The sequence below is a fragment of the Klebsiella sp. R390 genome, from assembly GCF_051131745.1.
Taxonomy (GTDB): Bacteria; Pseudomonadota; Gammaproteobacteria; order Enterobacterales; family Enterobacteriaceae; genus Klebsiella.
In genome coordinates this window covers 3,466,292-3,489,409 of sequence record NZ_CP180445.1, presented here as the reverse complement: position 1 = coordinate 3,489,409, position 23,118 = coordinate 3,466,292, and the positions used below count along the sequence as shown (strand labels likewise).

The following is a 23,118-nucleotide window of genomic DNA, read 5'->3' as shown; positions in this document are numbered from 1 at the left end:
ACAGGTCCAGGGTTTACCCGCATACTGGATGCTGCTTTTTGAACCAGGAACAGAACCTCTGACAATGAATTTACAGCATCACTTTCTGATTGCCATGCCTGCTCTTCAGGATCCTATGTTCCGCCGCTCCGTGGTCTATATCTGCGAATATAACGAGGATGGCGCCATGGGGATTATCATCAATAAGCCGCTGGAAAATCTGCAGATTGACGGAATTCTGGAGAAGTTAAAGATTGTCGCTGAGCCGCGTAACCCGGATATTCGCCTGGATAAGCCGGTGATGCTTGGTGGCCCTCTGGCAGAAGATCGCGGTTTTATTCTGCACTCACCACCGTCTGATTTTTCTTCCAGCATTCGCATTTCCGATAACACGGTGATTACCACTTCCCGTGACGTGCTGGAAACACTCGGTACGGATAAGCAGCCAGACAACGTGCTGGTCGCCCTCGGGTATTCCTCCTGGGAGAAAGGACAGCTTGAGCAGGAGATTCTGGATAATGCCTGGCTGACGGCCCCGGCTGATCAGAATATTTTGTTTAAAACCCCGATTGCCGACCGCTGGCGCGACGCGGCTAAGCTGATTGGTATCGATATTGTGACGATGTCTGGCGTAGCGGGGCACGCATAATGAGCGGAACATTACTGGGTTTTGATTTCGGCACCAAAAGCATCGGCGTCGCCGTCGGTCAGCGAATTACCGGGACTGCCCGCCCTCTTCCGGCCCTGAAAGCACAGGACGGCAAACCGGACTGGAACCTGATCGAAAAACTGCTTAAAGAGTGGCAACCAGAGGCCGTTATCGTTGGGCTGCCGCTCAATATGGACGGCACCGAGCAGCCACTGACCGCGCGGGCACGTAATTTTGCCAATAAAATTCATGGCCGTTTTGGGGTGAAAATCACCTTACACGACGAACGCCTGAGCACCGTGGAAGCCCGTGCCGGGCTCTTCGAGCACGGCGGATTCCGCGCCCTGAACAAAGGCAGTATTGATTCGGCCTCTGCGGTGATTATCCTCGAAAGCTACTTCGAGCAAGGTTTCTGAATCACCCCGGGGCGGATGGCGCCTTTTTCTGCACATTGCCTGGCGCCATCGCTTCCTGTGACCGTTCGAACACCTTAGTGACGCAAATGTTCATTTGCCCAGCTGACGGCCTGGGTACGGTTTTTCACGCTCAGCTTACGGAAAACGTTGTACAGATGCGTACGTACGGTGTTTTCGCTGATGAACAATGCCCGGGCAATGTCCATATTGGTGGCGCCACAGCGTAGCTCATTCAGAATTTCGCACTCACGCTCGGTCAACGGCGAGCTCTCCGCAGGGATCGATGCATGATCCGCGGCATACATCGCCGGGTGCATCACGCTCAATTCAGCCGTCTGTTCGCCATTTAGTACGGCCTTAACGCCCTCAATTAAGCGCGATTCATCATCGTCATGGCGGAAGACACCGTACAATGCCGGCCACTGCGCCATTTCATAGAGTTCATATTTTTGCGCGCTGTTGATAATCAGTAAACGCGGGCTGTCAGCATAAGATCGAATAATATCCCGCCACAGGCCATTCAGCTTTTTATTAGACACGGCAATATCAAACAATATTACAGCCTCTTTCGGCAAACGCTGAGTCAGCGGCTTATTGATATTATGAATCGTCACCATAACCGACAATGAATCTGTCAGATACGAGGCAAATGCCTTACTCTGAATTGACGGATGGGTAATAAAAACAACCTGACGAGAACCAGAATAATTACCTGATAAATTAATCACTTAAAACTCTCCTTAGCAAGCAACCCACCATCTTGGCGGTTAAGTTAATTAAACTTAAAATTACAAAAAATTAATAAATTTACAAATTAAAACAATATTTCATGGGAAAAGTCCTATTCCCACAAACAGCATAAGTCGAACCTACGAAAAGTGTCAAAAGATAATCTTATTTTTTTCCTGAATATGAGAGAACAATGCACTACGAGCATGACTATCATCATTCATTTGGCCTGGTCATTTACGCTGAGTAATATTCAAATACAATAGCCGCAAACATTAATAAAACATTGCGGTAACACTCAACTGGCATGACAACTGAATGATAAACAAACGCTTATAACAGACCGGATGCCGCACGCTGTTGAAAACTTTGAGTAAAAGTCTGCATTCCGGTTTGCTGCCCGGTTTGCATCACGCCAGGCAGTTGGTGAGTTTTCCCTTCACGGATCAAATTTGCCACCGCCTGGGTATTCACCAAAAGCTCGTATAGCGCAATTCTGTCGCCTGACACAGTAGGTAACAATTTCTGGGCAAGGACGGCACATAGGCTTCCCGCCAGCTGGCTGCGGACCTGCTCTTTCTCCTGTGCAGGAAAAACATCAACCAGGCGCTCGACGGCCTGCGCCGCACCACGGGTATGCAACGTCGCCATCACCAGATGGCCGGTCTCTGCGGCGGTCAATGCCAGACGAATAGTTTCGCTGTCGCGCAGCTCCCCCAGCAAAATAACGTCGGGATCCTGGCGCAGCGCTACCCGCAGAGCGGAAGTAAAGGAGGGGCAGTCACGTCCGATTTCTCGTTGCTGCACCAGGCACCGCTCGCTGCGGTGTATAAACTCCACCGGATCTTCGAGGGTCAGAATATGGCCATCACGCTGCTGATTAAGGTGATGAACCATCGCCGCCAGCGTGGTGGACTTCCCGCTGCCGGTGGCGCCGGTCACCAGAATCAAACCGCTCTCTTCATTCAGCAGTTCCGTCAGCGCATCCGGGACCCGAAGCGCGGGGAGCAGAGGACAGCTTTCCGGCAGCAGGCGCAGCGCCAGCGATACGCCACGGGTATGGCAAAAAGCGCTGGCGCGCAGCCGTGGTCCGCTGGCCAGCGTTAACGCAAAGTCGACCTGTCCGTTGACCTGCCAGTGCACGCGCTGCTTATCGTTGAGCCGCTCATGAAGCAGCTGCACGATATCCGGCGTATGAAATGGCGCGGGTTCCAGTTTTCCCTGGCGCCGCCAGCGGGGTGGTGACGCATTGCACAGGTGTAGATCGGAGACGTTATGCTTTACACTAAGGGCCACAATTTCTTCCAGCTCCATAACTCATCCTCGGAATATGAACGATATTGCGCATAACCTGGCACAGGTCCGGGACAAAATCTCAGACGCTGCCGCACGTTGCGGCCGCGATCCAGCAGAAGTGATGTTGCTTGCAGTGAGTAAAACAAAACCTGCGAGCGCGATTGAAGAGGCGATGGCAGCAGGCCAGGTGGCCTTTGGTGAAAACTATGTTCAGGAAGGAGTGGAGAAAATTCGCCACTTCCAACAGGCCGGAGCCAGCCATCTGCAATGGCACTTTATTGGGCCATTACAGTCCAACAAAAGTCGTCTGGTGGCGGAACATTTTGACTGGTGCCACACCGTCGATCGTCTGAAAATCGCCACGCGATTAAGTGAACAACGCCCTTCGCACCTGCCGCCGCTGAATGTATTGATTCAAATAAATATTAGCGACGAGCAGAGCAAATCTGGCATTCTTCCGGACGCGCTGGATGCCCTGGCGGCAGAGATTGCCGTGCTGCCAAACCTGCAGCTACGCGGGCTGATGGCAATTCCGGCACCAGAGTCAGAATATGTAAGGCAGTTTGCCGTGGCCCAACAAATGGCGGTAGCATTTGCGCGATTGAAAACGCAATACCCTACGGTCGATACATTATCTCTGGGCATGTCGGACGATATGGAAGCCGCAATCGCGGCGGGAAGCACCATGGTGCGCATCGGTACCGCAATTTTCGGTGCGCGCGACTATAGCAATAATTAAGGAATCTGAGGAACGCCATGAAGACGTTGACTTTCCTGCTGGCAACCGTCATTGAGCTTTACACAATGATTATGTTGCTACGCGTCTGGATGCAGTGGGCACGCTGCGACTTTTACAATCCCTTTTCGCAGTTTATCGTTAAGGTCACCCAGCCTGTCGTCGGGCCGCTGCGCCGCATTATCCCGGCGATGGGTCCCATCGACAGCTCATCGCTGCTGATCGCATTTATTCTCTGCGTGGTGAAAGCCATCGTGCTGTTTATGGTGGTCACCTTCCAGCCGATAATCTGGATCTCCGCGCTGCTGATTCTGCTTAAAACCATCGGCCTGCTGATTTTCTGGGTGCTGTTGCTGATGGCGATCATGAGCTGGGTGAGCCAGGGCCGCAGCCCGGTGGAGTTTGTATTGATGCAGTTGGCTGACCCATTGCTGCGCCCAATTCGCAAAATGTTGCCATCGATGGGCGGCATCGACTTCTCGCCGATGGTACTGGTTCTGCTGCTGTACGTTGTCAATATGGGCGTCGCTGAACTGCTGCAGGCAACCGGCAACGTTCTGCTTCCGGGGTTATGGATGGCGCTATGAGTGCCGTCGAACTCTGCGCTGACGGGCTGGTGTTGCGGCTGTATATTCAGCCCAAGGCCAGCCGTGATAGCATTGTTGGGTTACATGGCGACGAACTCAAAGTCGCCATTACCGCACCACCCGTTGATGGCCAGGCTAACGCTCATCTGGTTAAATTCCTCGCCAAACAGTTTCGTGTCGCGAAAAGCCAGGTACTTCTTGAAAAAGGGGAGCTTGGCCGCCATAAACAGATAAAAATCATCAACCCGCAACAGATCCCGACCGCGGTCGCGGCGCTGACAGAATAAACAGGATTAATGATGCAAAAAGTTGTTCTCGCCACCGGTAACGCCGGGAAGGTCCGCGAGCTGGCCTCGCTGCTGGAAGATTTTGGTCTGGATATCGTCGCTCAAACCGAGCTGGGCGTGGATTCCGCCGAGGAAACCGGGCTGACCTTTATCGAAAACGCGATACTGAAAGCCCGCCATGCCGCTCAGATCACCGGCTTACCGGCGATTGCTGACGACTCCGGTATTGCAGTCGATGCCCTGGGCGGCGCGCCGGGGATCTATTCGGCACGTTACAGCGGTGAAGACGCCAGTGACCAGCAGAATCTGGAAAAGCTGCTGGATGCCCTGCAGGACGTTCCGGACGACAAACGCCAGGCGCAGTTTCACTGCGTGCTGGTCTATCTGCGCCATGCGGCTGACCCGACGCCGATCGTGTGCCACGGCAGCTGGCCGGGCGTGATTACCCGTCAGGCGGCCGGTCAGGGTGGCTTCGGCTACGACCCGATCTTCTTTGTACCTACTGAGGGTAAAACCGCAGCGGAACTCAGCCGTGAAGAAAAAAGCGCGATCTCCCACCGTGGACGCGCGTTGAAACTGTTACTGGAAGCATTACGTAATGGCTAATTTGCCGCCTCTGAGCCTGTATATTCATATTCCCTGGTGCGTGCAGAAATGCCCGTACTGCGACTTCAACTCGCACGCGCTGAAAGGCGAGGTGCCGCACGACGATTACGTGCAGCATCTGCTGAGCGACCTGCGGGCCGATGCCGCCTACGCCCAGGGTCGTGAAATCGGCACTATTTTCATCGGCGGCGGCACGCCGAGCCTGCTTTCTGGCCCGGCAATGCAAACCCTGCTGGATGGTGTACGCGCCTGCCTGCCGCTGGCCGCCGATGCGGAGATCACCATGGAGGCCAACCCTGGCACCGTGGAGGCCGATCGCTTCGTTGAGTATCAGCGCGCAGGGGTCAATCGCATCTCCATCGGGGTACAAAGTTTTAGTGAACCTAAGCTGCAGCGCCTTGGCCGTATTCACGGCCCTGACGAGGCCAAACGAGCGGCACACCTGGCCCGCGGCCTCGGGCTGCGCAGTTTTAACCTCGACCTGATGCACGGCCTGCCGGATCAGTCACTGGAAGAGGCGCTGGACGATCTACGCCAGGCCATCGCGCTCAATCCGCCGCATCTCTCCTGGTATCAGCTGACCATTGAACCAAATACGCTGTTCGGCTCCCGTCCGCCGGTGCTGCCGGATGACGACGCGCTGTGGGACATCTACGAGCAGGGCCATGCTCTGCTAAGTGCTGCGGGCTACCAGCAGTACGAAACCTCAGCCTATGCCAAACCTGGCTACCAGTGTCAGCACAACCTGAACTACTGGCGCTTTGGTGACTACCTTGGCATCGGTTGCGGCGCGCACGGCAAAATCACCTTCCCGGACGGACGAATTCTGCGTACGGCGAAAACCCGCCACCCGCGCGGTTACATGGAGGGTCGTTACCTCGAACGCCAGCATGATGTGGAAGCCTGTGATAAGCCGTTCGAGTTCTTTATGAACCGTTTTCGTCTGCTGGAAGCGGCGCCGCGCGATGAGTTCAGCCGCTATACCGGCCTGGACGAGCGTACGATCCGCCCACAAATCGAGGCCGCCCTCGCGCAGGGTTATCTGACCGAAGATGCGCAATACTGGCAGATAACCGAGCACGGCAAGCTGTTTTTAAACTCGCTGCTGGAGCTGTTCCTCAGCGAAGCGTAACCCCTCGGGCGGTTCCCTACCGCCCGTTTTTTCGTACACTTTTCCGCCCTCACCCCACCGTTTTTGTCGCCCGCGTTTCGGTCAAATGAGTCGCTGTTTTTTTATTCAGTTCTTTGCGACCAGTCACAGATCTGCATCGACATTTTTCCATTTCTTGACTCCTTTTTTCGCCAATGGTAATCCTGCTTCATCGGTTGAGCAAATGTAAAACCGAAGTATCCTACATGTGAATTATTGGTAACTCTTATTAAAAAAGTCTGAGTGACGCCGGCTCAACCCCGGCGGGAACACGCCTATAAAAAAGAGGGTAATACAATGAATTACCGTAATATTTTTATCGCACTCGCAACAATCTCCGGCAGTCTGGCCGCCTCGGCGCAGGCGGCAGAATCCGCGACCGTGGCTTTTTTAATGCCCGATCAGGCCTCCACGCGATACGAGCAGCATGATTTCCCGGGCTTCAAAGCCGAAATGAGCAAGCTGTGCGCGGACTGTAAGGTTATTTATCAAAACGCCAACGCCAGCGCGACGCTGCAACAACAGCAGTTCAACTCGGTCATCGCTCAGGGGGCAAAGATTATCGTACTCGACCCGGTTGACTCTTCTGCCGCCGCTGCGCTGGTGGAAAATGCCCAGGCGCAGGATGTGAAAGTGATCGCCTATGACCGGCCGATCCCCGGTAAACCGGCGGATTTTTACGTCTCTTTTGATAACGAAGGTATCGGCTACGCCATTTCCCAATCGTTGGTTAACCATCTGAAAGAGAGCGGCGTGCCGAAAGGGGCCGGGGTTCTGCAGATTAACGGCTCGCCGACCGATGCCGCCGCGGGGCTTATCCGCGATGGTATTCATCGCGGGCTGAAAGAGTCGGGCTACGCTACGCTGGCGGAGTTTGATACCCCGGAGTGGGCGCCGCCGAAAGCGCAGGAGTGGGCTGCCGGACAGATAACCCGCTTTGGCGACAAGATTAAAGGCGTGGTTGCCGCCAATGACGGCACCGGTGGTGGCGCGATTGCCGCCTTCAAAGCCGCCGGCGTTCAGCCTGTCCCGCCGGTCACCGGTAACGACGCGACCATCGCCGCACTGCAGCTCATTATTGCCGGTGACCAGTACAACACCATTTCCAAACCGTCAGAAATCGTTGCCGCCGCCGCGGCAAAAGTGGCCGTGGAGTTAATCCAGGGTAAGAAACCACAGGCGAGCACCACGCTGTACAACACACCTTCACAGCTGTTTACCCCGGCGGTGATCACCGCCAAAAATATCAAAGCGGAAATCTTCGATAAAAAGATCCAGACCTACGCTCAGGTTTGCAGCGGCGACTATGCTGCAGCCTGCCAGAAATTAGGTATCGAGAAACAGTGATGTCCCTGCGCCCGCCTTCTGCGGCGGGCGTAGTTTCGCCATGATTGAGGTCTCTTTTATGTTGCAAGCACAGTCGCACGAACACACGCAAAAACAAGACAATGTCGCCAGCACCAGGCAACCCATTTTGAAACTGAGTCAGGTCTCGAAACACTTCGGCGCGGTCAGCGCATTGACCGATATCGAGCTGGAAGTCCACGCCGGAGAAGTGGTCGCGCTGGTCGGCGATAACGGCGCAGGTAAATCAACGCTGGTGAAAATCCTCGCTGGCGTCCACCAGCCCACCGCCGGAACCATTGAGTTCGACGGCAACATCATCACCCTCGACAGCCCCGGCAAAGCGCTGGAATACGGCATTGCCACGGTCTTCCAGGATTTAGCGCTGTGCGAAAATCTCGATGTGGTGGCCAACCTGTTTTTAGGCCACGAGATCTCGCCTTTCCAGCTTGATGAAGTCGCGATGGAGGTTCGGGCGTGGACCCTGCTGCAGGAGCTGGCGGCCAGGATCCCGTCGGTGCGCGAGCCAATCGCATCGCTCTCTGGCGGCCAACGTCAGACCGTGGCGATTGCGCGCTCGCTGCTGATGAACCCTAAAATCATCATGCTCGATGAGCCCACCGCTGCGCTCGGCGTCGCGCAAACCGCGGAGGTGCTGAACCTGATCGAGCGCGTTCGCGAGCGTGGGCTCGGGGTCATTATTATCAGCCACAACATGGAAGACGTGCGCGCGGTTGCCGATCGGATTGTGGTCCTGCGGCTGGGGCGCAACAAAGGCATTTTCACCCCCGATGCATCAAACCAGGATCTGGTGGCGGCGATTACCGGTGCCACCGAGAATGCCGTGTCACGCCGTGTCGAACGGAAATCACAGTTACGTTCTACAGAAGTGAGCTAACGTTATGAACAGCAAGATAGAATCTCGCCCTGCCCTGGATCGTAGCGATGAGCGCGTCAGGCACAACGATGGCCTGTTCGGCGTGGTGCGTGCGCAAATCAATCGCATCAGGACCGGCGATCTCGGCACCGCGCCGGTCATCGCCGGCCTGATCGTGATCTCATTGGTTTTCACTTATCTTAACCCGGTGTTTATCGCCCCCAATAACCTGGTCAACCTGCTGTTTGATTGCGCCACCGTGGGCTTTATCTCGCTGGGTATCGTCTGCGTGCTGATGCTCGGAGAGATCGACCTCTCCGTCGGTTCCATGAGCGGCCTCGCCTCGGCAATAGTCGGCGTACTGTGGGTGAATGCCGGTTGGCCGGTGGCCGCAGCGATTGCCGTCGCGCTGCTGTGCGGGCTCGGCGTCGGCCTTATTTACGCCCTGCTGTATACCCGCGTCGGGATGCCGAGCTTCGTGGCGACGCTCGCTGGCCTGCTGGCGCTGCTCGGGCTGCAGCTGTATATCCTCGGTCCCAGCGGCAGTATCAATCTGCCCTACGCCTCACCGCTGGTGCGTTTCGGTCAATTGATGGTGATGCCCGGCTGGTTCTCCCACCTGATGGCGCTGTTGCCCGGACTGGCAATGGTGGTTTTTGGCCTCAAAACGCGAACCCGCCGTCTGGCAGCGAATCTCTCGGCAGAAGCCGTCGGCTCGCTGTTGCTGCGCGCCATTGTGTTGACGGTGATTTTTGAAGCCGCCGTGTTCTATCTTAACCTTGGGCGCGGCGTGCCGTGGATTTTCGGCCTGTTCGTGGCGTTTGTGATGATACTCAACTATGCGCTCAAGCGTACTCAATGGGGGCGTTCGATGTTTGCCGTAGGCGGCAACCGCGAGGCCGCTCGCCGTTCGGGAATCAACGTGCGGACCATTTACGTCAGCGCCTTTATGCTCTGTACCACCCTGGCGACCTTCGGTGGGATTCTGGCGGCGTCTCGTCTCGCCTCCGCCAGCCAGCAGGCGGGGACCGGTGATGTGAACCTGAACGCGATTGCCGCCGCGGTCATCGGCGGCACCAGCCTGTTCGGCGGACGCGGTAGCGCCTGGTCCGCACTGCTGGGGATCATCGTGATTCAGGCAATTTCGAATGGTCTGACGTTATTGAATCTGCCGTCGTCGCTGCGCTATATCATTACCGGCTGCGTACTGGCGATTGCGGTGATTATTGACTCTCTGGCCCGCCGTTCTCGTGTTTCCCACGGGCGTGCCTGAGTGAACTGAATGCGGTGTGTCCCGGCGCAGGCCGGGGCACTCCGCGAAGATGTTATTTCAGGGTACTCACCAGCGCCTTGCGGCTGTCTTCCAGAGAGACCACCCGGCTGCACACGTCTTTACCAAACTTCTGGAAATCCGCTTCCTGGTTTTTCCACTCTTCCTGAATCGCCGTTTGCAGGCCGCCGAGACTGCCGAGGATCCCCTGTAACGGGTTGCCGCCGCCTTTCAGCACCGCTTTGGCACCCATCTCGTTAATGCTGTCCTGCAGGATGCCGCCCATCGCCTGGTTCACCAGCTGTTGGCCGTCGGCCCGCACCTGATCAATCGCTTTATAGTGGAAGGTCAGACCGTCGCTACGATGTTCGATAATCCGGTTCATCTGGGTTTTAAGCTGCGCGTCGAGTTTGGTCAGGCGGCCATGCATGCTGCTGCTGGCGCCCACCTGCTCGGTGATGATTTTATCCAACGCCTGACGCCCTTTTTCGACTCTGGTGCGTGCGCCTTCATCAATCCACGGCAGGCTGCTGCGCAACCCGGCCTGATAATCTTGTGCCTGCTCGCGTTGGGCCGCGGTCAGGGCATACGACTTTCCGTTCCAGGTGAGGTTACCGTCCGGCATTATCACCAGGTCGCCGTTCTCCCCTTTAACCTGTACTTTTTGCGGACTGAGGATCACATCGTCACGCGGCGTGACGCTACACTGGTAGTCCGCATGCGCGGACAGAGCGGTAACGGACAATGCCACCGCCAACAGCGTTTTGCGCATCATAAAGCTCCCTTAAGACAAAACGGGTCGGCAATTGCCGACCCTTGTCAAACTTAGTCCCACCAGACGTCAAAAAGTTCGCTGGTGCGTACATCGGCGAGCTGGCGATCTTCCAGCCACTTGCGCACGATAGCCTGATGCTCTTCCGTGCACTTGCCGATTTCCTGCATGCAGATCAGACCTTCCCAGGAGAGGTAGCCGCTGCCGTCAAACGCCAGCTTGTTCGGCTCGATCACTTCCTCGATCAGATCGTTAACGGTCTGGTCGATATGATCTTCAGTGCTCCCTTCCGGGAAACGCCATGCAACGGAAAAACCGATCTCCTGAAACTCATCGATATGCATTTTTTTACGCAGACGACGGCTACGATTTTTTGCCATTATTTTACCCTCTCGAACATTAAGTCCCATACGCCGTGGCCAAGACGATGACCACGCTGTTCAAATTTGGTTACCGGACGTGATTCCGGGCGCGGTACGTAATCGTTGCTTTCCGACTGGTTACGATAGCCATCAAGCGATGACATCACTTCCAGCATATGCTCTGCATAGGCTTCCCAGTCGGTCGCCATATGGAAGACGCCGCCCAGTTTCAGCTTACTTTTTACCAGCTCAGCGAAAGGTGCCTGGACGATACGGCGTTTATTATGACGCGCTTTATGCCACGGGTCAGGGAAAAACAGCTGCACCATATTCAGGGAGTTATCCGGGATCATGGTGTGCAGCACTTCCACCGCATCGTGACACATGACGCGCAGGTTCTGGACACCCTCTTCTTCTGCGGAGGCCAGGCATGCCCCGACGCCAGGCGAGTGGACTTCGATACCGAGGAAATTCTGCTCGGGCTTGGCCTTCGCCATGGTCACCAGCGAGGCGCCCATGCCGAAACCGATTTCCAGGGTCACCGGCGCTTCGCGGCCAAACAACGCGGAGAAGTCGAGTGGTGCTTCGTTGAATTCAACGCCCATCACCGGCCAAATGTTATCCAACGCGTGCTGTTGCCCTTTAGTCAGGCGCCCCTGGCGGCGGACGAAGCTACGAATGCGGCGCAGCGGGCGGCCGTTTTCATCGAATTCCGGAGATATGACGTCGTTTTTCATAAAAGTTAAGTCTGCTTGTGAAAGTGTTCGGAAAACGGGCATTATCCAAAGTTACCCGACGGATGCAAGGGTTTACAGCCTGTCGCCCTTATGCTGCAATCTGCCACCCTGTTCTCGCGATTCCGGAGCTGTACCTTTGACTTTTCTCGCCGCGCAATTTTCAACCCAGGTGTTGGACTGGTACGACAAATACGGCCGTAAAACCCTGCCGTGGCAAATCGGCAAAACGCCTTACAAAGTATGGCTCTCCGAAGTGATGTTGCAACAAACCCAGGTCACAACGGTTATCCCTTATTTTGAACGCTTTATGGCGCGCTTCCCGACGGTTACCGATCTGGCCGAGGCGCCGCTGGATGAAGTCCTGCACCTGTGGACCGGGCTGGGCTATTACGCCCGCGCGCGTAACTTACATAAGGCCGCACAGCAGGTGGCCAACCAGCACGGCGGTCAATTCCCACAAACCTTTGACGAAGTGGCCGCGCTGCCCGGCGTCGGGCGCTCGACGGCGGGTGCGATTTTATCGCTTTCTCTCGGCCAACATTTCCCCATTCTGGATGGTAACGTGAAGCGGGTACTGGCACGCTGCTACGCGGTCAGCGGCTGGCCGGGGAAAAAAGAGGTAGAGAAGCGCCTGTGGCAGATAAGCGAAGAGGTTACGCCAGCCAACGGGGTCGAGCGTTTTAACCAGGCGATGATGGATCTCGGAGCGATTGTCTGCACCCGATCGAAACCTAAATGCGAAATTTGCCCGCTGCATAATGGCTGCATTGCCTATGCAAACCATTCCTGGGCGCAATATCCAGGCAAAAAACCGAAACAGATTATTCCGGAACGTACCGGTTATTTACTGCTGATGCAGCACGGCAATGAAGTGTTCCTTGCTCAGCGTCCGCCGGTGGGATTATGGGGCGGATTATTCTGCTTTCCTCAGTTTGAGGAGGAGTCCGCACTGCGTGAATGGCTGGCTCAGCGGCAGATTAAGGCCGATAATCTGACGCAGATGACCGCGTTCCGCCATACTTTCAGCCATTTTCATCTGGATATCGTCCCGATGTGGCTTCAGGTAGATTCATCCGGGTCATGCATGGATGAAGGCAACGCACTCTGGTATAACTTAGCGCAGCCGCCGTCGGTCGGACTGGCCGCTCCCGTCGAGCGCCTGTTGCAACAACTAAAAGCCGGGGCACTGGCATAGTTTTCTGGCGAATAAAGAGGATCACTAATGAGCAGAACAATTTTTTGTACTTTCCTGCAGCGTGAAGCAGATGGCCAGGATTTCCAGCTGTATCCGGGCGAGCTAGGCAAACGTATCTATAACGAGATTTCTAAAGAAGCCTGGGCGCAATGGCAGCATAAGCAGACCATGTTAATCAACGAGCAGAAGCTCAACATGATGAACGTGGAACACCGCAAGCTGCTGGAACAAGAGATGATCAAGTTCCTGTTTGAAGGGAAAGATGTGCACATTGAAGGCTACACGCCGCCAGAAAAATAGTCGTCGTCAGATGACCCTTAAGCACAACAAACACAACGCACACTCCCGGAATGATGAAAAAATATTTAGCGCTAGCGCTCATCGCGCCTTTGCTCGTTTCGTGTTCCAGCTCTAATAAAAAGGGCGCCGGGTATAACGAAGCCTGGGTCAAGGACACCAACGGCTTCGATATTCTGATGGGTCAGTTCGCCCACAATATTGAAAATATTTGGGGTTATAACGAAGTTCTGCTCGCCGGGCCGAAGGACTACGTCAAATACACCGACCAGTATCAGACCCGTAGCCACATCAACTTTGATGAGGGGACCATTACCGTCGAGACCATTGCAGGTACCGATCCGACCGGCCGTTTACGCCAGACGATCATCAAGACCCTGCTGATGGGCGACGATCCGGGTTCCATCGATCTCTACTCCGATGCTGACGACATTCAGATCTCGAAAGAGCCGTTCCTGTACGGCCAGGTGGTCGATAACCACGGCGATCCGATCCGCTGGGAGTGGCGCGCGTCACGCTATGCTGACTATCTGCTACAGACGCGACTAAAAAGTCGCAGCAACGGCCTGCGCATTATCTACAGCATTACCATTAATCTGGTGCCCAATCACCTCGACAAACGTGCGCATAAGTACATCGGCTACGTTCGTCAGTCGGCGCGGAAATATGGCGTGGATGAGTCGCTGATTCTGGCGATTATGCAGACGGAATCGTCCTTTAACCCGTATGCCGTCAGCCATGCTGATGCGCTGGGCCTGATGCAGGTGGTTCAGCACAGCGCCGGGAAAGACGTCTATCGTTCGCAGGGTAAATCGGGGCTGCCAAGCCGCAGCTATCTGTTCGACCCGGCAAATAACATCGATACCGGCACCGCCTATCTGGCAATGCTGAATAACGTGTATCTGTCAGGCATCGATAACCCGACCTCGCGGCGCTATGCGGTGATCACCGCCTATAACGGGGGAGCGGGTAGCGTTCTGCGCATCTTCTCCAGCGATAAGGTTCAGGCAGCTAACATCATTAACAGCATGACGCCGGGTGATGTTTACTCCACCATCACCAACCGCCATCCGTCCGCAGAGTCTCGCCGTTACCTGTATAAGGTAAATACCGCGCAGAAGTCCTACCGCCGGAAATAAGCCTCGCCCTCACCCGCCCTTTCAAGACCAGAAAGGGCCGGGTATTCCATCGCCCTTGCCGGCACTTCATACGAAAATGTTATTTGCATCACAATTTAATCTGCAAGCTAATGTGGATTGCATTTTTTTGCGGAAGGTAACAAAACATAACCACCGGGACTGATAGAATCGCATCAAACAGCAACCCTGTATGTAATTAACAAAACAAGAACCCCGCCATTTTGTGAGGAAAATAACATGAACCTTAAGCTGCAGCTTAAAATTTTGTCGTTTCTGCAGTTCTGCCTGTGGGGTAGTTGGCTGACAACACTCGGCTCCTATATGTTTGTGACGCTCAAGTTCGATGGTGCGTCTATCGGTGCCGTGTACAGTTCACTCGGCATTGCGGCGGTCCTGATGCCGACGCTGCTTGGGATCGTGGCGGATAAATGGGTCAGCGCAAAGTGGGTGTATGCGCTGTGTCACCTGGTGGGAGCCGGTACGCTGTTTATGGCGGCCCAGGTCACTACGCCGGGAGAAATGTTCTTTGTCATCCTGCTTAACTCGCTGGCCTATATGCCAACGCTGGGCTTGATCAACACCATCTCCTACTACCGGTTGAAATCCGCCGGGCTGGATATCGTGACCGATTTCCCACCGATCCGTATCTGGGGCACCATCGGCTTTATCATCGCCATGTGGGGCGTGAGCTTTGCCGGCTTTGAACTGAGCCATATGCAGCTGTATATCGGCGCAGCGCTTTCCATTATCCTTGCGCTGTTCACCCTGACACTGCCGCATATTCCGGTCTCTAATCAGCAGAAAAACCAGAGCTGGAGCACCATGCTGGGCCTGGACGCTTTTGCCCTGTTCAAAAACAAGCGCATGGCGATTTTCTTTATCTTCTCCATGCTATTAGGCGCTGAACTGCAAATCACCAACATGTTCGGGAACACCTTCCTGCACAGCTTCGATAACAACCCGCTGTTCTCCGGCAGCTTTATCGTTGAACACGCGTCGGTGATGATGTCGATCTCGCAGATCTCCGAAACCCTGTTCATTCTGACCATCCCGTTCTTCCTTAGCCGCTACGGCATCAAGAATGTGATGATCATCAGTATCTTCGCCTGGATGCTGCGCTTTGGTCTGTTTGCCTATGGCGACCCGACACCGTTCGGTACCGTGCTGCTGGTGCTGTCGATGATTGTCTACGGCTGTGCTTTCGACTTCTTTAACATCTCGGGTTCGGTGTTTGTTGAGAAAGAAGTGCGTCCGGAAATCCGCGCTAGTGCCCAGGGGATGTTCCTGATGATGACCAACGGCTTCGGCTGTATCCTCGGCGGCGTGGTGAGCGGGAAAGTCGTGGAAATGTATACCACCAATGGTATCACCGACTGGCAGCCGGTATGGCTGATCTTTGCGGCATACTCACTGGTGCTGGCTATCGCCTTTATCGCCCTGTTTAAGTACAAACACGTACGAGCACCGGCAGGCGCGCAGGCTACCATCGCGCATTAATACGCCACCGGGTGGCAATACCAGAAAGCAACAACATGCAGCGCCCCGTCTTCCCGACGGGGCGTTTTTTTTAAGCCTTCAGCACGTAACCATATAGCCGTTTGATGCCATCAGAGTCCGTTTCACTGTAGACCCCCTGCAGCTCGGGTGAGAAACCGGGTAGCATATTGACGCCCTCTTCCAGTGCCAGGAAATAGCGCAGCACCGCACCGCCCCAGACTTCCCCCGGCACCACGCACAGCACGCCCGGCGGGTACGGCAGCGCCCCTTCTGCGGCAACGCGACCTTCGGCCTCGCTCAAACGCACCAGCTCAACGTTACCGCGGATAAACTCGCGGTTTGCATCCTGCGGGTTCATGACTACACGCGGGAAGCTGTGTTTGCGGAACATCTCTTTTTGCAGGTCTTTCACCTCAAAGCTGACGTACAGGTCGTGCATCTCCTGACACAGTTCACGGAGGGTATAGTCGCGATAGCGAACCGGATATTTGTTATAGATGGTCGGCAGTACGTCGGCCAGCGGGGTATCGGCTTCGATATGCTGCTCGAACTGCGCCAGCATCGCCACCAGCTGAGCCAGCTTTTCGGCGCTTTCGGCCGGGGTGAGCAGGAACAGTATCGAGTTGAGATCGCACTTCTCCGGCACGATGCCGTTCTCCCGCAGATAGTGCGCCAGAATCGTCGCCGGGATCCCAAAGTCGGTATATTCGCCGCTTTCAGCGTCGATGCCCGGCGTGGTCAGCAGCAGCTTGCAAGGGTCGACGAAGTACTGATCCTGGGCGTAGCCTTCAAAACCGTGCCAGCGGGCGCCGGGCTCAAAGCTGAAGAAATGGCGTTCAGCCGCGATCTCTTCGGTGGGATAGTCCTGCCACGGGCGTCCTGCCACCTGCGGCGGCACAAACGGCTGGATCATTTTGCATTGGGCGATAATCGCTTTACGCGCTTCAATCCCCAGCGCCACACACTCTGCCCACAGGCGACGGCCGCTCTCTCCTTCGTGGATTTTGGCGTTAACGTCCAGCGCTGCAAAGAGTGGGTAAAACGGGCTGGTAGAGGCGTGCAGCATAAAGGCGTTATTCAGCCGCTTGTGCGGGCAAAAGCGCGCCTGGCCACGCAGGTGGTTATCTTTCTTGTGGATCTGCGAGGTTTGCGAGAACCCGGCCTGCTGCTTATGCACCGACTGCGTGACGAAAATGCCCGGATCGTTTTCATTCAGATCGAGCAGCAGCGGTGAACAGTCCGCCATCATCGGGATAAATTGCTCATAGCCTACCCAAGCGGAATCAAACAGGATGTAATCGCACAGGCCACCGATCTTATCGACGACCTGACGCGCGTTGTAGACCGTGCCGTCGTAGGTGCCCAACTGAATTACCGCCAGGCGGAACGGGCGCGGCGCATCGGCTTTCTCTGGCGCAACTTCCTCAATCAGCTTACGCAGGTAGCTTTCGTCAAAGCAGTGGTCGTCGATACCGCCGATAAAACCAAACGGGTTGCGCGAGGCTTCGAGATAGACCGGCGTCGCCCCGGCCTGAATCAGCGCACCATGGTGGTTGGATTTATGGTTGTTGCGGTCAAACAGCACCAGGTCACCGCGCGTAAGCAGCGCGTTGCTCACCACTTTATTCGCCGCCGAGGTGCCGTTAAGGACAAAATAGGTTTTGTCGGCGTTGAAGACCTTCGCCGCGAATTTCTGCGCGTGCTTGGCCGACCCTTCATGGATCAGCAGGTCGCCGAGCTTAACATCGGCGTTGCACATATCGGCACGAAACACATTTTCGCCAAAGAAATCAAAGAACTGACGACCGGCTGGGTGCTTTTTAAAGAAAGCGCCATGCTGATGTCCCGGGCAGGCAAAGGTGCTGTTATCCATTTCAACGTACTGGGTCAGGGTGTCGAAAAACGGCGGCAACAGGCGTTCTTCGTAGCTGCAGGCGGAGGCTTCCAGCTCGAGCCACTCCTGCTCTTTACCGGTGATGACGGCGGTCACGCCCTGTGGCTTTGCCGGGCTGGCATCGCTCAGCAGATAGACGGGTAGATTAAAACCGCTGCGATTAAGCAGTGTAAGGATGCCGCTGCGGCTGTCCGCTTCGGTAATGACGACTGCCGCCACATCGGTAAAATCAGTACTGTCCAGCGCCACCACGCTGCGGTGGGTGGAAAGATGAGAAACCAGCGCGTGGCTGGCGGCAATGTGCATGGATTTCATTAGCGCGAATACCCGTTTCGGGAGAGTAAAAGGCTTCAGGCAAGGCGCTTACGCCTTGCCCAACGAACTGTCAGGGTCTGACTGGATCCCAGCTCCGACCGCCCGACATCAGTAAAAACAGACCTGGTCCGCTCTTACTGTTGTCCTGCAGTGAGCATGCGCTGCCGTCACCGCATGGGTGGCTGGTCATCAGAAGATAGCGTAGCAAGATGAGGCAGCTGATGCACCTGTGCGCTGCGGCAGTGGCGATCTACAGACGGTATTAGCATCCCAGCGGCCTCATGGTTGAAGAGAAGAAAATTCGCGCAATAATGTCACCTTTGACATACCCGCGCAAGATGAAATCTGTATGCGATGAGCGGGCATATTCGCAGGCCTTTGCCGCACTTTCGGGTCATAATAACGCGGTGATCGGGATGATGAACAGGAGCTTGAAAGTGGTTACAGGACCTTTTATTAACGCCGGCGCGGTCCTTTTGGGCGGCGTACTCGGTGCACTATTGAGCCAGAGACTGCCGGAGCGGATCCGCACGTCAATGACCTCTATTTTTGGTCTGGCCTCATTGGGGATTGGTATTCTGCTGGTGATCAAGTGTGCCAACCTGCCGGTGATGGTGCTGTCGACGCTGGTGGGAACGCTGCTTGGCGAAGCCTGTAACATGGAAAAAGGCGTCAATAGCCTGGTGAGCAAGCTCCAGCAATGGCTCACGCCGAAAGGCAAAACAAAGGCCCCGGTAAATACGTCGTTTATTCAGAGCTACGTCGCCATTATTGTGCTGTTTTGCGCCAGCGGTACCGGGATTTTCGGTGCCATGCGCGAGGGCATGACCGGCGATGCCAGCATTCTTATCGCTAAGGCCTTTCTCGACTTTTTCACCGCCACGATTTTCGCCTGCACCCTCGGGTTTGCTGTTTCCGCGATTAGCGTGCCGATGCTGCTTATTCAGCTGTCGCTGGCGGCCTGCGCCTCGTTGATTATGCCGCTGACGACGCCGATGATGATGGCAGATTTTACCGCCGTCGGCGGGATGCTGCTGCTGGCAACGGGCCTGCGAATCTGCGGAATTAAAATGTTTGCAGTGGTGAACATGCTGCCTGCCCTGCTGCTGGCAATGCCGATATCACTGGCCTGGACGACCTTTTTCGCCTGAAGATGCGTGCTTTTAATTCGAACTGGTGATAGATTGTGCAGTCTGCATCAAATTGAATAAATTTCGTTGACGCAGCGAGGCGAATCGGTTTTAATGCGCCCCGTTGCCCGGATAGCTCAGTCGGTAGAGCAGGGGATTGAAAATCCCCGTGTCCTTGGTTCGATTCCGAGTCCGGGCACCACTTATTTAAAGAAACCAGCCTAAGGGCTGGTTTTTTGCTTTCTGAGATACGGACTCTCCATCGAACTCCGTTCGATTATTCGCGGCAGGCCGCTCACCCCTTCGGGGCCAGCGCGACAAGCGCGCTGTTCAAACGCCTGCGGCGTTAGTCCGAGTCCGGGCACCACTATTTAGAAGAACCCGCCTATGGCGGGTTTTTTGCTTTCTGCGATACGGACTCTCCATCGAACTCCGTTCGATTATTCGCGGCAAGCCGCTCACCCCTTCGGGGCCAGCGCTGGTTTTACAGTTTTTTCAATGACGTCTGTTAACGCGCAATTTTCCAGACTCAGGTCGGCAAACAGCTGGCTGAAGAAAACACCTACGCGTAGATGTAGGTGTTTTCACTTTCATTGATTAATTTTCAAAGTTGAACACTCTGGCCCAGTCAAAATCACGTGATTTTTCGATGCTATCTGGCCAATCGACTCCATTTTGAGTGTGCTCATAATCCCTCGCTAAAAATTAACAATTTAATCAATAGGTTAGTTAAAAACAGCGCTGTAAAATTAGTGTAGGGAAACTTTATAAATGGTGGAAGGATTATTTTTATAAAAAGGCTAACTGAACCCATCTTTTAATAATGGCATACGCGTGATCTTACCCAGCAATAGTGAATACCGGCCGTGGCGGGTAGTACTGTTCTTCAGATTATCAGGCACGGCATAATCAGCGTGACAGCATAAGTGGCAAAGGGGAGTCAAAGCTGGGGTTAAGAAGGGAAAGTTCAAAGTGCTTAAATTGAGCCATGATGTTTAGTTATCTCAACTGGTGCATGACGACATCTCAAAATTATAGCAAAAATACCAATAGAATCTATGCATTAGAAAGAACACAAATTTTTATTATCTCAAAAACCTTTATTTCAACATATCAAATGTAAGTTTGAACGATGTTCAATGCGAAGAAAGGTGCACGGATAAAAAACCCGCCTGTCAGGCGGGTCTGTGCGTTCATGAATACAGGGCCAATAGCAAATGCCGTGCGACGATCTGCGGCACGCCACTTACCCCGCCCCCATTCTTAGCCGAACAGCTTACCTTTAAGCAGGTTCATGCCTTCTGACAGCAGGTCCTGCTGGGCAGGCTCCTCGCCGTTGGGTGATAAGCCATCGACGATTTTAGGCAGATACTCAGAAATCACCGACGATGCTGTTTGCGGATCGATCCCCAGCTTATCACTCAGATCCTGCAGCGCGGAGGATCCTAACGCCGACGACACCTGATCGCTGGAAACCGGCAAGTTGTTCTGCTGGCCGATCCACGATTCGACTATCTCTCCCAGCCCGCCACTGCGCAATTTCTCCAGTACGCCCTGAATACCGCCCTGCTGCTGGATCCAGCTCATAATGGCCTGCAGCTGCTCCGCTTTACCGGCCTGCCCACCCAGCATGCCGCCAATCTGATCAAGTAACCCCATGACAGACTCCGTGAACTGTGTCGTGAATGAATGACGGGATAAGCGTAGTTCATAAATCACGTTCCGACGCGGTCATCACGTGCTGCACAAAGCGGCTCAGCTTCGGCAACGGGCGCAGATCCTGACGCCACAGCAAATGGACCGGTCGTGACTGAGGCGTGTAGGCGTCCAGTACCCGCACCAGTTTACCACTGGCAAGCGCCTCGCTGAGCAGGACTTCCGGCTGTAATAGCAACCCGGCACCGGCGATGGCCGCCATTCGCAAGCCGTGCCCGTCATTGCAGCGCAGCACCGCATCACGCTTCCAGCGCACTGCGTCCTGTTCGCCCGGCAATATCCACTCGTTGCGCGCGGTCCATACCGTATGGGACAGACAGCGATGGCTGGCCAAATCCGCCGGGGTGAGCGGCGTACCGTAGCGGGCCAGATAATCGGGAGCGGCGCAGATCACCATGCGGTATGGACAGAGATATTTCGCCACCAGATCGCGGTTGTGAATATCGCCGATACGGATCGCCAGATCGATGCCTTCATCCACCAGATCGACCATCCGGTTGGTCAGATCCAGCTCGATGCGTACATCCGGCCAGCGCTGCAAAAAGCTGGCGGTGAGCGGCGCGATCACACAGGCGCCAAAGGAGGTTGGCGCGCTAATACGCAACGTCCCGGCGGGCGCCAGCCGCAACCGTTCGACCGAACGTTCGGCAATGGCGACCTGTTCCACGACCCGCCTGGCTTCCTCATAATAGACCCGTCCGGCATCGGTCAGGCTCTGACGGCGGGTATTGCGCTCAAGCAGTCGGGTGCCGAGCTGGCGCTCGATGTTGGCGATGTATTTCCCGACCATCACCGCCGACATCTCCAGCCGCGATGCCGCATCGGTGAAACTGCCGCATTCCACGACGGAGATAAAGATCTCCATGCCGCGCAGCTTATCCATATTGCAAACCCCTGGTTAGTAATCATCTAACTTTTAGCCAGTTTATCCGATTCCTGTTTCATTAAAGAATAGAGGCTCACCACAGATAAGGAGTCAGCCATGAAAATTATCGTTATCGGAGCCAGCGGTACCATCGGACAGGCGGTCAGTGAAGCACTGAGTCACCAACATGACGTGATTCGCGTGGGTCGTACCCACGGCGATTTCCTGGTTGATATCACCTCGCAGTCAAGCGTCGAGTCTTTGTTTGAAAACGTCGGCCAGGTCGATGGCATCGTCTCGGCCACCGGCAACCTGTTCTTTGGCCCACTGGCGACCATGACCGACCAGGATTTCAATCACGGTTTGCAGGATAAGCTGCTGGGGCAAATCCGCCTGGCGCTGACCGGACAACACTACCTGAATGATGGCGGATCGATTACCCTGGTCAGCGGAATTGTGGCCCACGAACCGATTGCCCAGGGCGTCAACGCCACCACGGTGAACGCCGGGCTGGAAGGATTTGTCCGCGCCGCCGCCTGCGAACTGCCTCGCGGGATCCGCATTAACCTGATAAGCCCCACCGTACTGACGGAATCGCTCTCGGCCTATGACAGTTTTTTCCCCGGCTTCGACAGCGTTCCCGCCACAACCGTCGCCCAGGCCTATCGCCGTAGCGTGGAAGGGGTGCAGACCGGGCGGATCTACACCGTCGGCTACTGATTCACACCATCACCGGGAGCGGCTGCCAGGCCGCTTTTACCCGCCGGGATAAACAGAACATGTTTAAATATTGATCCGCTGCACACTCTCACTAAATAGCGCGGAGTGTGAGCATCTTCGCATTCTTAATTTCCGCTGCCGCTTCCCGTTTCAATTCAACTCATACAAAAAACAAACTAATTCATTGATTTATTTGAAAATAATAATTTCACATTTAATAATTATGGTGCAGACACCTCGCCACAAATTCCCCACAAAATAATCAGGCCTTTTATACCGTGACTGACAATCAATCATTCCGGACAATTTTCACCCTGCCGGAGTTTTATCTGCCTGAAAATAACCTTCCAGCGAGTTAATTATTAAATCTCCGCTTACATAGCAGAAACCGCTAAAAAATGGTTTTACCGGTTTATTCGCCCCGTTGAATCAGGCGCCAGGACAGAGGTAAAGCATTTTTTTTATATCGACGTTAGACATTTTTAATAATTTCTTAAATGCTGCGAGATTGTGACAATAGTAAACGAAATGTTATGATGAGTAGATTAGCTGT

Annotated in this window: 24 protein-coding genes and 1 tRNA gene; 17 read left to right on the top strand and 8 right to left on the bottom strand. The window is 54.8% G+C overall.

Annotation, left to right across the window (positions count from 1 at the left end; all coding sequences use genetic code 11):
* The first annotated feature begins 64 nt into the window (after positions 1-64).
* Together ACMYSP_RS16325 and ruvX are read left to right on the top strand one after the other, a co-directional pair.
* Entirely contained in the window at positions 65-628 is a 564-nt protein-coding gene (locus tag ACMYSP_RS16325; RefSeq protein ID WP_123756509.1) for a YqgE/AlgH family protein, read from the top strand.
* Complete coding sequence (gene ruvX, locus ACMYSP_RS16320; RefSeq protein WP_123756508.1) at positions 628-1,044, top strand: Holliday junction resolvase RuvX; 417 nt, start codon at positions 628-630, stop codon at positions 1,042-1,044. The genes ACMYSP_RS16325 and ruvX overlap by 1 nt, the downstream gene beginning before the upstream one ends.
* Positions 1,045-1,118: 74 nt before the next feature.
* Here the strand turns inward: ruvX and ACMYSP_RS16315 are convergent, their stop codons facing one another.
* Together ACMYSP_RS16315 and ACMYSP_RS16310 are read right to left on the bottom strand one after the other, a co-directional pair.
* Complete coding sequence (locus ACMYSP_RS16315) at positions 1,119-1,772, bottom strand: LuxR C-terminal-related transcriptional regulator (RefSeq protein ID WP_434583105.1); 654 nt, start codon at positions 1,770-1,772, stop codon at positions 1,119-1,121.
* A gap of 334 nt (positions 1,773-2,106) precedes the next feature.
* Positions 2,107-3,087, bottom strand: a complete 981-nt coding sequence (locus ACMYSP_RS16310; protein ID WP_434583104.1) for a type IV pilus twitching motility protein PilT — start codon at positions 3,085-3,087, stop codon at positions 2,107-2,109.
* Positions 3,088-3,103: 16 nt separating this feature from the next.
* Here ACMYSP_RS16310 and ACMYSP_RS16305 point away from each other — a divergent pair, with 16 nt between their 5' ends.
* The 8 genes from ACMYSP_RS16305 (at position 3,104) to ACMYSP_RS16270 (ending at position 9,929) form a co-directional block, all read left to right on the top strand.
* Complete coding sequence (locus ACMYSP_RS16305) at positions 3,104-3,808, top strand: YggS family pyridoxal phosphate-dependent enzyme (RefSeq protein WP_434583103.1); 705 nt, start codon at positions 3,104-3,106, stop codon at positions 3,806-3,808.
* Positions 3,809-3,825: 17 nt separating this feature from the next.
* Entirely contained in the window at positions 3,826-4,392 is a 567-nt protein-coding gene (locus tag ACMYSP_RS16300) for a YggT family protein (RefSeq protein ID WP_123756504.1), read from the top strand.
* Positions 4,389-4,679, top strand: a complete 291-nt coding sequence (gene yggU / locus ACMYSP_RS16295) for a DUF167 family protein YggU (protein WP_123756503.1) — start codon at positions 4,389-4,391, stop codon at positions 4,677-4,679. The genes ACMYSP_RS16300 and yggU overlap by 4 nt, the downstream gene beginning before the upstream one ends.
* Positions 4,680-4,691: 12 nt before the next feature.
* A complete protein-coding gene (locus tag ACMYSP_RS16290) occupies positions 4,692-5,285 on the top strand; it encodes an XTP/dITP diphosphatase (RefSeq protein ID WP_434587123.1) in 594 nt (197 codons plus the stop codon).
* On the top strand, positions 5,278-6,417 hold the full coding sequence (hemW, locus tag ACMYSP_RS16285) for a radical SAM family heme chaperone HemW (RefSeq protein ID WP_434583102.1): 1,140 nt from the start codon (positions 5,278-5,280) through the stop codon (positions 6,415-6,417). Before ACMYSP_RS16290 ends, hemW begins: the two co-directional genes overlap by 8 nt.
* Before the next feature lie 315 nt (positions 6,418-6,732).
* Positions 6,733-7,782 carry an ABC transporter substrate-binding protein gene (locus ACMYSP_RS16280; protein ID WP_434583101.1) on the top strand — a complete coding sequence of 350 codons (1,050 nt, stop codon included), beginning with the start codon at positions 6,733-6,735 and terminating at the stop codon, positions 7,780-7,782.
* 58 nt (positions 7,783-7,840) lie between these two features.
* On the top strand, positions 7,841-8,677 hold the full coding sequence (locus ACMYSP_RS16275) for an ATP-binding cassette domain-containing protein (protein WP_434583100.1): 837 nt from the start codon (positions 7,841-7,843) through the stop codon (positions 8,675-8,677).
* Positions 8,678-8,681: 4 nt separating this feature from the next.
* Positions 8,682-9,929 (top strand): sugar ABC transporter permease, encoded by a 1,248-nt coding sequence (locus tag ACMYSP_RS16270; RefSeq protein WP_434583099.1) that lies wholly within the window; start codon positions 8,682-8,684, stop codon positions 9,927-9,929.
* Positions 9,930-9,981: 52 nt separating this feature from the next.
* Here the strand turns inward: ACMYSP_RS16270 and ACMYSP_RS16265 are convergent, their stop codons facing one another.
* From ACMYSP_RS16265 to trmB, 3 genes are read right to left on the bottom strand one after another with little or no spacing between them, the layout of a single operon-like run.
* The gene (locus ACMYSP_RS16265; protein ID WP_434583098.1) at positions 9,982-10,701 is read right to left on the bottom strand and encodes a DUF2884 domain-containing protein; all 720 of its coding nucleotides are present in this window, start codon (positions 10,699-10,701) and stop codon (positions 9,982-9,984) included.
* Between the two features lie 50 nt (positions 10,702-10,751).
* Positions 10,752-11,078, bottom strand: coding sequence for a YggL family protein (locus tag ACMYSP_RS16260; RefSeq protein ID WP_434583097.1), 327 nt, complete (start codon positions 11,076-11,078; stop codon positions 10,752-10,754).
* Positions 11,078-11,797 (bottom strand): tRNA (guanosine(46)-N7)-methyltransferase TrmB, encoded by a 720-nt coding sequence (trmB, locus tag ACMYSP_RS16255; RefSeq protein WP_434583095.1) that lies wholly within the window; start codon positions 11,795-11,797, stop codon positions 11,078-11,080. The genes ACMYSP_RS16260 and trmB overlap by 1 nt, the downstream gene beginning before the upstream one ends.
* A 136-nt stretch (positions 11,798-11,933) precedes the next feature.
* On the opposite strand from trmB, the gene mutY reads away from it, so the two are divergent.
* The 4 genes from mutY to ACMYSP_RS16235 all read left to right on the top strand — a co-directional run bounded on the left by mutY (position 11,934) and on the right by ACMYSP_RS16235 (position 15,925).
* Entirely contained in the window at positions 11,934-12,992 is a 1,059-nt protein-coding gene (gene mutY / locus ACMYSP_RS16250; RefSeq protein WP_434583094.1) for an A/G-specific adenine glycosylase, read from the top strand.
* 27 nt (positions 12,993-13,019) lie between these two features.
* Complete coding sequence (locus ACMYSP_RS16245) at positions 13,020-13,292, top strand: oxidative damage protection protein (protein WP_123756494.1); 273 nt, start codon at positions 13,020-13,022, stop codon at positions 13,290-13,292.
* Positions 13,293-13,345: 53 nt separating this feature from the next.
* Complete coding sequence (mltC, locus tag ACMYSP_RS16240) at positions 13,346-14,428, top strand: membrane-bound lytic murein transglycosylase MltC (RefSeq protein ID WP_434587121.1); 1,083 nt, start codon at positions 13,346-13,348, stop codon at positions 14,426-14,428.
* Between the two features lie 237 nt (positions 14,429-14,665).
* Entirely contained in the window at positions 14,666-15,925 is a 1,260-nt protein-coding gene (locus ACMYSP_RS16235) for a nucleoside permease (RefSeq protein WP_434583092.1), read from the top strand.
* A gap of 70 nt (positions 15,926-15,995) precedes the next feature.
* Here the strand turns inward: ACMYSP_RS16235 and ACMYSP_RS16230 are convergent, their stop codons facing one another.
* Complete coding sequence (locus ACMYSP_RS16230; RefSeq protein WP_434583091.1) at positions 15,996-18,134, bottom strand: ornithine decarboxylase; 2,139 nt, start codon at positions 18,132-18,134, stop codon at positions 15,996-15,998.
* Positions 18,135-18,571: 437 nt separating this feature from the next.
* Between ACMYSP_RS16230 and ACMYSP_RS16225 the strand changes: the two genes are divergently transcribed.
* Positions 18,572-19,285 carry a DUF554 domain-containing protein gene (locus ACMYSP_RS16225; protein WP_434583090.1) on the top strand — a complete coding sequence of 238 codons (714 nt, stop codon included), beginning with the start codon at positions 18,572-18,574 and terminating at the stop codon, positions 19,283-19,285.
* A 105-nt stretch (positions 19,286-19,390) separates the two neighbouring features.
* Positions 19,391-19,466 (top strand) — tRNA-Phe (locus ACMYSP_RS16220).
* A gap of 1,061 nt (positions 19,467-20,527) precedes the next feature.
* Here the strand turns inward: ACMYSP_RS16220 and ACMYSP_RS16215 are convergent.
* Both ACMYSP_RS16215 and ACMYSP_RS16210 read right to left on the bottom strand, forming a co-directional pair.
* A complete protein-coding gene (locus ACMYSP_RS16215; protein WP_434583089.1) occupies positions 20,528-20,923 on the bottom strand; it encodes a YidB family protein in 396 nt (131 codons plus the stop codon).
* A gap of 49 nt (positions 20,924-20,972) precedes the next feature.
* Positions 20,973-21,863: a LysR substrate-binding domain-containing protein gene (locus ACMYSP_RS16210; protein ID WP_434583088.1), complete on the bottom strand. Its 891-nt coding sequence runs from the start codon at positions 21,861-21,863 to the stop codon at positions 20,973-20,975.
* A 99-nt stretch (positions 21,864-21,962) separates the two neighbouring features.
* On the opposite strand from ACMYSP_RS16210, the gene ACMYSP_RS16205 reads away from it, so the two are divergent.
* Positions 21,963-22,565: a short chain dehydrogenase gene (locus ACMYSP_RS16205; RefSeq protein ID WP_434583087.1), complete on the top strand. Its 603-nt coding sequence runs from the start codon at positions 21,963-21,965 to the stop codon at positions 22,563-22,565.
* Positions 22,566-23,118: the final 553 nt, after the last annotated feature.